Annotated in this window: 8 protein-coding genes; 2 read left to right on the forward strand and 6 right to left on the reverse strand. The window is 37.7% G+C overall.

Annotation, left to right across the window (positions count from 1 at the left end):
- The coding region (locus BBH99_RS03715; RefSeq protein ID WP_066692170.1) for an aminopeptidase P family protein at positions 1–1,769 on the reverse strand (1,769 nt) is incomplete at its 3' end.
- A gap of 407 nt (positions 1,770–2,176) precedes the next feature.
- Here BBH99_RS03715 and BBH99_RS03720 point away from each other — a divergent pair.
- Both BBH99_RS03720 and BBH99_RS03725 read left to right on the forward strand, forming a co-directional pair.
- Positions 2,177–2,614: a DUF6526 family protein gene (locus tag BBH99_RS03720; protein ID WP_066692141.1), complete on the forward strand. Its 438-nt coding sequence runs from the start codon at positions 2,177–2,179 to the stop codon at positions 2,612–2,614.
- A 201-nt stretch (positions 2,615–2,815) separates the two neighbouring features.
- Positions 2,816–3,922: a DNA topoisomerase IB gene (locus BBH99_RS03725; protein WP_066692149.1), complete on the forward strand. Its 1,107-nt coding sequence runs from the start codon at positions 2,816–2,818 to the stop codon at positions 3,920–3,922.
- A 305-nt stretch (positions 3,923–4,227) separates the two neighbouring features.
- Here BBH99_RS03725 and BBH99_RS03735 read toward each other — a convergent pair whose 3' ends face one another.
- From BBH99_RS03735 to BBH99_RS03755, 5 genes are all read right to left on the reverse strand, one after another.
- On the reverse strand, positions 4,228–5,115 hold the full coding sequence (locus BBH99_RS03735) for a helix-turn-helix domain-containing protein (RefSeq protein WP_066692159.1): 888 nt from the start codon (positions 5,113–5,115) through the stop codon (positions 4,228–4,230).
- Between the two features lie 131 nt (positions 5,116–5,246).
- Entirely contained in the window at positions 5,247–7,493 is a 2,247-nt protein-coding gene (locus tag BBH99_RS03740) for a TonB-dependent receptor (RefSeq protein WP_066692160.1), read from the reverse strand.
- Between the two features lie 220 nt (positions 7,494–7,713).
- The gene (locus tag BBH99_RS03745; RefSeq protein WP_066692163.1) at positions 7,714–8,601 is read right to left on the reverse strand and encodes an urea transporter; all 888 of its coding nucleotides are present in this window, start codon (positions 8,599–8,601) and stop codon (positions 7,714–7,716) included.
- A 218-nt stretch (positions 8,602–8,819) separates the two neighbouring features.
- Complete coding sequence (locus BBH99_RS03750) at positions 8,820–9,521, reverse strand: hypothetical protein (protein WP_066692165.1); 702 nt, start codon at positions 9,519–9,521, stop codon at positions 8,820–8,822.
- A gap of 262 nt (positions 9,522–9,783) precedes the next feature.
- Positions 9,784–10,521: an urease accessory protein UreD gene (locus BBH99_RS03755; RefSeq protein ID WP_228390731.1), complete on the reverse strand. Its 738-nt coding sequence runs from the start codon at positions 10,519–10,521 to the stop codon at positions 9,784–9,786.
- Positions 10,522–10,523 lie beyond the last annotated feature (2 nt).

Consider the following 10,523-nt stretch of genomic DNA (forward strand, 5'->3'; position numbering starts at 1 on the left):
TACAATGGGCTTACCAATTGCAGGAACCATTCTTTCACTTCTCCTTCCAAATGAGGAGCCAGTTTTTCTTCACATGTTTTATGGTAATCATTTAACCATGCGATTTCACTTTCTGAAAGAATTTCTTTTACCACAGTATCTTTAAAGAATGGGCAGAATGTTAATGTTTCAAATTCATAGAATGTTCCATGAATTGTTTTTTCTGCTTCTTTTACAGCAATAAGGTTCTCATGACGGATTCCGTAATGCCCTTCAAGATAGTATCCAGGTTCGTTGGATAATACCATTCCCGGAAGAAGTTCCTGAGGATTTAAGTCTTTTCTGATATTTTGCGGCCCTTCGTGAACATTCATAAAGCTTCCTACTCCATGTCCTGTTCCGTGGTTGAAGTCCTTAGCTTCCATCCACAACGGAAGTCTTGCAATGGCATCAAGCTGTACTCCTCTTGTTCCTTTAGGGAATTTTACCATGGATAAACGGATCAAGCCCTGTAATACCAATGTAGAATTTCTTTTAAACTCTTCAGAAGGAGTTCCTAATGCAAAAGTTCTTGTAATATCTGTAGTTCCTTCAAGATACTGGCCTCCAGAATCAACAAGGATTGTATCTTCATTGGTCACTTCCTTGCTGCCTTCTTTTTTTGCAGAATAGTGCATAATCGCTCCATTGTCTTTATATCCTACGATAGAACCGAAGCTTTCTCCTACAAAGTTTTTCCCTTCAGCACGGAAACCTCTCAGTTTTTCACCGATAGAATACTCATTCATAGCCTCTTTTCCGGCGTTGTGAGTCAGCCAGTAAAGGAATTTTACCATTGCTACCCCATCTCTTACCATTACGGTTCTGAACCCTTCCAACTCAGTTTCATTTTTCTGGGCTTTCATCAGGTTTCCTGGTACCGAAGCTTTGATAAATTGGTTATCTGCCTTTAAGGTTTCAAAAATCTGCTGGTTGCTGTTAGGAGAAACCAGTACTTTTTCATTTTTGAACGCTTTCAGATAGTTATAAAACTCTTCGTAAGGCATCATTTTTACAAATGAATCATCCATTTGTTTTCTTGCTTCTACTTCAAGTTTTTCTAATCCTGTGAATAGAACAGCATCATTTTTAGTGATGACAATATATCCTAAAAATACTGGGTTGCTCTGTACATCACTTCCTCTAAGGTTTAATGTCCATGCCACATCATCAAGACTTGAAATAATGTGAACGGTAGCTTCCTGCTCTTCCATTTTCTGACGGATGGCAGAAAGTTTATCGGCTACAGATTTCCCGGCTCTTTCTACTGGCTGTACAAAGATTGGATTAGCAGACGGAGTTCCTCTTTCTTTCCAAACCTCTTTTAGAAGTGGAATATCAGCAAGGGTAATATTTTTTGAATTCAATTTTTGAGAAAGTAATTCCCAGTTAGCATTAGATGCGGCTAAAGCATTCACAGCAACCTTACCTCCAGCCGGAATTTCAGAAATAATCCAGTCAATATAATTAGGAGTTCCTTCTATTCCGTCTTTGAAAAGGTCGATTCCTGAACCTTCCAGCTCAATAGCGGCCTGTGTAAAGTATCTTCCGTCTGTCCAAAGACCTGCTTTATCTTTCGTAACTACCACAAAACCGGCAGAACCTAAGAATCCTGACAGCCATGCTCTCTCCTGCCATTCTTCAGGAAGGTACTCACTCATATGCGGATCTGCAGAATATACGATAAATGCATCAACATTATTTTTCTGCATTTCTTCACGAAGCGCAGCAACTTTTTCCTTTGAAGTCATTCTTTTCATTTTAAACACCGAAAGTTACGAAAAATTTGAAGTCAGAGGATCAAATAAAGTCCCTATTTTCCTTATAATATGTTATTTTTTTTATGAATTCTGACTGATAATATAAAGAACATGTTTTGTCGGCCACAGATGCACAAATTATTTTATGAACTAATTAATGACTAATAGCTTGCCATTGTTTATCTTAAAAATTTAAATAACTTTACCAATAAGGCATAAACATCTGTCTAAATCTGCGCAATCTCTGGGGAATAAAGTATCACTGATAAGTCGCACCTTACAAATAATTACCGCGTTCAACTTGTATATTTCTTTTAAAAAAGTAAAATTCATACCATAAAATCCATTTTTATATTAAAATAATAATTTTTTGGAAAGATTATTGCTACATTACACCTATGAAACAGCAGAACTATAATAACCACAGAAAATTTTATCCGCCGCATCATTTTATTTATCTCCCTTTATTAATTGTTTTGGAGATTTTAGGAATCTATAAAATCTGGGATGATCCCAGTAATCAGCTGGTCTGGATTTTATTTTCAGTAGTGATTTTTCTGCTTTTTTACCTGGCATTCATGACCAGGCAGCATTATGCGTTGGGACTTCAGAACCGTATGGTTATCTTTGAATTTAAACAACGGTATTTCGAGATTTTTAACAGAAGATCTGATGAAATAGTTGAAAAATTAAGGTTTGATCAGATTGCAGCCCTGAGGTTTACCTATGATGATGAATTTAAGGAGCTTTTGTATAAGGCACTTCATGAGAATATTTCAGGGGATGAGATCAAAAGATCCATCAAAAACTGGAAGGCTGACAAGCTCCGCATTTAACAGACACCAATAAAATCTACACTTATGAAAAAATTGAGCTTTTACAGTATAATGATATTAAGTGTATTGACACTCACAAATTGCAGCGCAGTAGAGACCATCTTTAAGGCAGGAATGTGGTGGGGAATCCTCTTAGTATTTGTAGTCGTAGTAATTCTTTTCCTGATTTTTTCGAAGGGTAAAAACTCCTAACCATTTCCTATGGAGAAGAATACAGATTTGGAGATTATTTCTCACCTTAAGCCATCAAAGATTGTTAAAATCATGAAGGATCCGGAAGCTTCTGCAAAGGCGGTACATCTTATTTATACCACCGATGCAGAAACCGCCGGAATCACGCGCAAAAAAACAGGAAAAAAATATTCTTATTATAAGGATGGAGAAAAAATCCGTGATAAGGATGAAATAACCCGTATCAATAAACTGGTTATTCCCCCGGCATGGGAAAATGTATGGATTTGTGCTTTGGAAAACGGTCATCTTCAGGCCACAGGTTTTGATGTTAAGAAGAGAAAGCAATATCGTTATCATCCTTTATGGAGTGCGTTAAGAAATCATACAAAATTTTACAGAATGCTCCAGTTCGGGTATGCATTACCCAACATCAGGCTTCATATTGAGCAGGATCTTGCTTTAAGGAATTTTGAAAAGCGAAAAATACTGGCTCTGATCGTAAGTCTGATGCAGAGAACCAACATCCGTATTGGTAATAATGTGTATGAGAAGCTATACGGTTCTTTTGGCCTCACCACTTTAAAGGAAAAACATGTTGAAGTTAAAGGTCAAAAAATAACGTTTTCATTTAAAGGAAAGAAAGGGATTATGCACCATATTGATCTAAAAAGTAAGAGATTGTCGAGACTGGTTCAGAAATGTAAAGATATTCCCGGCAAAGAGCTTTTTCAGTACTTCGATGATGAAGGAAACCGGCATTCTATAGATTCCGGGATGGTGAACGACTATATCAAAGAAATAAGCGGTGATGATTTTACAGCCAAAGATTTCAGGACATGGTCCGGAACGGTAAACGCGCTGATTGCTTTCAAGGAAATTGGATATGCGGAAAACGATACTCAATACAAACAAAAAGTAAAGGAAGCTTTGGAAATGGTGGCTGAACATCTGGGAAATACCACTGCCGTCTGCAAAAAATATTACGTTCATCCTTTAGTGATCAATCTCTATGAAAACAATACCATCAAAAAATATCTTGATGAGCTGGAAATCATTGAAGAAAATGACGGTAAAGCTGATCTTACGAAAGAAGAGAAACTGGTGATTAAGATTCTGGAGAATGAGAAGATGTAGGTGGGATGGAAGAGGGAAGCTGGAGGCTGGAAGTGCTATTCGACGGTATTATTCTGGATGTCGTTTTTAATTTTTTAATGTTTTTATATTGGTTTTTTATTTTTGACGAAAGAAATCTATCTGTATATGAGATTCTTCCTTCGTCAGAAATCGAAGATTCGACGCAGTCAATGACAAAAGACCATGAGTAAATACTAGTTATCCAATAGGCCTGTAGATAAATATAAATCTGTTAAAAAGCCAACAATTGATTTTGGAGGCTTCAAGAACTTCAAGCTTCCCTCTCCCAGCTTCCAGCCTCAGACTTACCCTTTCACTCTATTGCTCAAAAACTGGGTTCTGTATTCTTTTGGAGTGATGCCAGCAATTTTTTTGAAAAGCTGTGTAAAATGGGAGGCTGTATGAAAGTTCAGTTCATAGGCAATTTCTGCAATGTCTTTACTGGAATGCAGCAATGCTTTACTGTAATTGATATCGATCTCATTGATCCATTGTTTTGGAGATTTCTGAGTAACACTTTTTACACATTTATTCAAATAGCTTTCTGTTACGGATAATTTATCAGCATAGAAAGCTACCCGTTTTTCTCCCACATGATATTTGAATAAAAGATCCCGGAACTGAAGGGATAATTCCATAGGGCGTGTGGCAGATTTATGGTGGGTATCTGAATCTGTGCTCAGCATTTTGATAAGAATAAGGTGAAGCATGGTGACTACCACGTCATTAATATTCAGATTATTCAGCCATAACTCCTGTTCCATAATGGGAAGAAGCTGGGTAATGGTTCCGTAAGTCAGACTATCCAGATTCAGGAAAGGCGTCATAAAGAAAATACTGCTCTTATGTTTGGGTAATTCCTGTTCGGAAAGAATGTTATTCTCATAGGCAAGGAAAAACCCTTCAACATCATCGGAAAGCTCTATGGTAGCAGTAATTGTTCCCTGTTTGATAAAGATTACTCCACCTTTCTCAGCATGGTATTCTTTATTTTCAAGATACTGTTTGATATGTCCGTTGGTAACGAAAATAATAAAGTTAAACGTCGTACGGTATGGAATCACCGGCATCAAAATCCCTTTGAGATAATTCTCTATCCGGTAAAGCTGTATATCTGCATTATTGGCTAATATTTTCTCCGTGATATTCGGCAGAAAAAGTTTTTTATACTGAAAATTGGATAATACTTCCATATCCGATATTATGATTAATTAAAATTAGACAAAATTTGTAATGTAGAGAGAAGAGAATTTGAAAATTTGAGAATGAATGAATTTGAAAATGGCTTTACATTTCAACACTCAAACCCTCTCACCCTCTCACTCTAAAACTTATAGTACACTCCCACTCTTACTCCAAACGGACTTCCCGGCGTATAGGTAAGATCTGTAATAGGTTCTGCTTCCCCTTTCAATTGGGTTTCTGTAGCAAACTGGGCTTCATTCCATTTTACATTGAACAGGTTATTGACCTGAATATTGGCTCCCCATTTCGGACGGTTATAAGACAATACCAGATCATTAACGAAGTAAGCCTTAGTTTTAATGCTATTGTCTTCCACTGCTGGTCTTTCTCCAAGATAACGGTATTGAAGTCCTAAAGAAAATCCGTTCAGGAAATCCCAGTTTACAGATCCTGTACTGGTCACTACCGGTGCTAACGGAATATAATCCTGTCCTTTTTCTTCTTCGATGAATCTTGCATGGGAATAATTGATATCTGCATTCAGATAGAAGTTTTCCAATGGCTGAAAACGGATTCCCAGATCCGCACCAAAACGTCTTGATTTTCCTGATGGTTCAACCACAGCATCATCTCCTACGTATACAAACTCCTGCTGAAGATCCATATACCAAATGGTAGGCGTAATAATCAATGATTTGAACGGGTGTAATCTTACTCCGAAATCAGCTCCGATAGAATAAGGAAGTGTATTTTCATTTTTATTGGTCACCACTACTCTCATATCGTTGGAATGGAATCCCATGCCGGTTTTCAGAAACCACATTACATTATCACTCTGAGCATAGGAGAAGTTTAGTTTTGGACTTACTCTTGTGGCTTCTTTTGACTGTCCTGAAGGCAATTGTTCAGGATCCAGCAGATTATGCATATTAAAAATAAAATGATCTACCCTTACCGCCGGATTGATTGTCCATTTTCCTGTTTTCCAAACCAGTCCTGAATAGGCATGAAGGTTCGTTTCTGTTCCGTTTACATCAGATAATCTGTCAAGCAGCATATCTCTGTGATAAACATGATTGAGTTGTAAAGTATTGATATCATCATTTCTTAATCCGATTCCGGAAGTCCAGTTTAGTGAGCTGTTCGGAAGGGAGAAACTTTTGGTATATTTTACTTCTGCTCCATAGATATTTCTTCCGTCTGTCTGTTGAATTTCATCTCCATGATCTTTATCTTTTAAGAAAAATGTAAAATCAGAATACAGATTGAAGTTATATTTTGAATAGAAAGCCATTGCATCAATCTGTTCAGAAGGAGAAATAATATGCTTAAAATTCATCTGAAGATTGGTTCTTGAAGTTTTCCCGCCCTCAGTAGGATCTATACTTCCCCATCTGCCAATGATTCCTTCATCTACTGCACGTTCCGGAATCTGTCCCGAAGCATTCCATGAGGAATTGAATGTTGAAAATTGGATATTAAAATAATCGTTATCCGTAAGCCATTGGTTATACTTTCCAAAAATATTAACCCTGTTGAAATTTTGCTTTACATCAAAAGGGCCATCGGTATAATTGTATTCAGCAGCGATGTAGGCATTTTTTCTTTCCAGATCATCATGCAGGATATTGAACATTCCCAATACTCTTTTGGAATTGAACGAACCACCTTCAAGTTTAATCATACTGTTTTTCAACCCATTATACGTTTGAAAATCGACGTATCCAGCCGTATTGAAATCTCCACGATCCATATAATAAGATCCTTTTCCAAAATCAATATTGTTGACCGTTTCAGGGATTACAAAGTGAAGATCAGAATATCCCTGTCCATGGGCATGAGATACAATATTCACAGGCATTCCGTCTACATTTACGCTTACATCTGTTCCATGGTCGGCATCAAATCCTCTTAAAAAAAGTTGTTCGGCTTTTCCACCCCCGGCATGCTGTGCAATAAACAATCCCGGTACCTTTCTCAATAAATCCTGTGCTGAGTTGACAGGAAATTTATTCAGATCTACCTTTGTAATCGCAGACAAAAAAGAACTGTGATTAATGGCTACTTCAGAGATTTGAAAAGGCTTATGCTGTAAAAAAATAACCTTGTTTTTATCGTCTTCATTCGTAACCACCCATTTTACTTCATCATATCCCTGACGGCTGATGACCAACGTATCAGGAAGTGACTGAACAGGAATGGCAAAAGTACCATCTGTTCCTGTGTGCGTGTGGCTGTTTCCGTGATTGTATTTTACCAATACATCTGCAATGGGGAATTTATCTTCTGCATCTTTGATCGACAACTGCTTTTCTACTTCCTGCGCCATCATTTTTCCACTGAATGCCATGACAAGAAAAGCGGCTGCTATTTTAGTTATTTTCATTTTTTGTTTTAGTTAAATATTAAGTTAGATGATAGATAATAGACGGAGAGATGATAGATATTGTAGACTTAAAAGGCAATGGTCAATTTTGCTTCGCAAGTGAATGGTGAATTGTCAGCCACCAGTGAAAGGACCACAACCTTGAACATTAAACCTTAAACTTTGAACAATCCTACTCCCACTCTAAAACCCTCAAACTCTATCACTCTCAAACTTAAGTTTACGCTTTAGTTTTAATAAATATTTTTTGAATGAAAAGGGTGATGCATGTTCCAGCAACAAATGGGAAAGTAAAGACTCCACCTACAGCATCCAGACAATGATTATCGATTAAAAGATCATCAACGGCAATTGTTAAAAGAACCGCTATCAGAACCCATAAACCATCTGTTTTTTTAACCCCTGAAAATACAATGGCCGAAAGAACAGCATTAAATCCAAATAATCCCATGTGGATTTCTTTAATAGGCTCCCCGTTGAACTGTGATAATCCGGCACCAAGAATAGAAGCAGCCAATCCATATAAAGCCGCTATTGGTGAACTGATGAAAACAGCAATGAAGAAAATGATTCCTGAAAGAACTCCCCCCTGGAATATAACTTCACCAAAACCATTGGTACAGGTAAGGAAATCATCATATTTGGAAGGAACCACCTCAGCGCTCAGCATCGCAGATGGCGGAATATGGGTAAAATGGTGTAATACAAATACCAATACCCATGTAATCACAATAAAAGGAAAAGTAAACACCGGAATTTTCTTCTGAATAAAAAAATGCTGGATAATAGCCGCCAATGCTCCACCCAACAGAATAAGCACCCAAATTACCGGAGTTGTTTCAAACAGGAAAGCCAATGCTACCCCTACCAATGCAGCACTGAAGCCATACAATCCGGCATTGATTTCAGATTGAGCATATTTAAGCTTCATCGCAGTAAAAGTTCCGGCTGCTGTTGAAAGTAAAACCGCTACTCCGCACTGCCAGCTTCCCATAAAGATTCCTACCAGAAACAGAAGCCCGGTCCATCTGTTTTCCTGAAGCATAATCTGCCCTATTCCTTTTAAAATATGGTCTAAAAAAGGTAGTTTTTTGAAAAATTCGTTCATAGTTTTTTAATTGTAATATTGATTATATAGATGAGAGATAAGAAATGAGAGACGAAGAGATGAGAGACATTGTAAACTTAAAGGTCAATGGTTAATTTTGCTTCGCAAGTGAATGGTGAAGAAAGAATTCTTAATGATCAGTGAAAGTATGACAACATTAAACATTAAACTTCAAACCTTAAACTTTAAACAGTTTCATTCCCAAACTACGCAACTCCTTACCATCCCAGGAAGACCATACCAACTCCGCAGACTGTTACCACAGCACCGCTCACCACGCCCATGTATCTTTCCAGTTTTTCAGTATTGAATAATGTTGAATAGCCATAACGTCCCAGAAGAACCATTCCAAGCATCGTTAAAACGGTAGTGACAGTGAATGAAGTTACCAGAACAGCAATTTCAGACATAGAATGTTTTACTCCTGAGTAGAATAATAAAGGAATTAAAGGTTCACTAGGCCCCATTACGAAAATCATAAAAAGGACAAGCGGCGTTACTTTTATTCTTGTCTGGGGCATTACCATTTCACTGTGATTGTGTTCATATACGTAAACATCATCACCCATCACGTCAAAATGTTTATGTGGCTTATTTCTGATCGCCTGAATAAGACCATATACCAGATAAACTCCCCCAAAGATCAGCAATGTCCATCCTGAAAAATTCCCTCTGATATCCTGAAACCAGGAAATTTTATTCAGCTGCCAGCCCAGAAATACTCCGATAAAGCCAAGGATCAGGGAACTCAGAACGTGCCCTAGCCCACAAACTATGGTTAATATTGCAGTTTTCATTCCGCTCCATTTCTTGGATTTTGAAATCACGATGAAAGGCAGGTAATGGTCCGGCCCAGAGGCGGTATGTATAAAACTTATTGAAACGGCACTTAAAAGCAATGCCCAAACTGTACTGTCCATTTTCTATTAATTCTGTTGTTTCAGATTTTTTTTATGTTTTGGCTAAAGCCAATGGATTGTTTCTTTTTATTTGTGCGGGCTAAAGCCCGCTCCTATTGAATAGACGCTCACGCAGATTTTGGAGATTACGCTGATGATTATGTACAAAACCTGCAAGTAAATCTGCTTTATCTGCTCAATCAGCGAGTGATAAAATCTTTTGTCCTCATTAGCACCCTTCGACTCCGCTCAGGGTGACCGAGTTCATTAAAGCAATATTCTTTTACTCCAAAGACCAAAGGATTTCCTGAACATGAAGGAAGAAATTGTACATCAATTCTCCGCCATGGCCTAAAGCTCTTACTACAAAACCATTATCTTCCATCGCTGAAACTCCAACTTCCATTTCTTCAATATGCTGGGCTGCGGCTTCAACAATCTCTTCAATCAGCCCGTTCTTATCTACATTTTCCTTTGTACTGTAGAAAATTAAAGTTCCCTGGTGAGTATACTGCTCCAGATTGCCAATACTACTGATCGGAATAAGGTCTGGTTGAATCACCACATTATCTTTTACTACCAGTTTATTATTGTGATAGACTTCCATAAGGTTCTGGAAACGTCTTAACTTGAAAACTTCTCCATAATGCTTCCTTCCACAAGTAATAATTTCGCTGATAATGAGCTGGCTGTTTTTCCCGATATGAACATTCGCTTTACTTTTGAAGTTGGAATCTTCATGCGGAACAATAGGATGGGGAACGTAAGCAAAAGAAGTTTCATCTTCCATCATTACATTCAATTCCTGAACAGCCTTATCTTCCATATTGAACAGCCTCTGATACGACTGCGACTGCAATTGAAGAGAGGATCCTTTCTCAAGGGCTACATCCAAGTGATAATGATCGCCATCCAGGATTCCCGGCGAGGAGCTCATCACCATCTGATACAGTTTCTTATCACTTTTTCTCTGTCCTACAGAAACTACTCTGAAAGGCAGTGAAACGTAAAGATCCTTCACAT

It is taken from the genome of Chryseobacterium contaminans, assembly GCF_001684955.1.
In the GTDB taxonomy this organism is placed as follows: Bacteria; Bacteroidota; Bacteroidia; order Flavobacteriales; family Weeksellaceae; genus Chryseobacterium; species Chryseobacterium contaminans.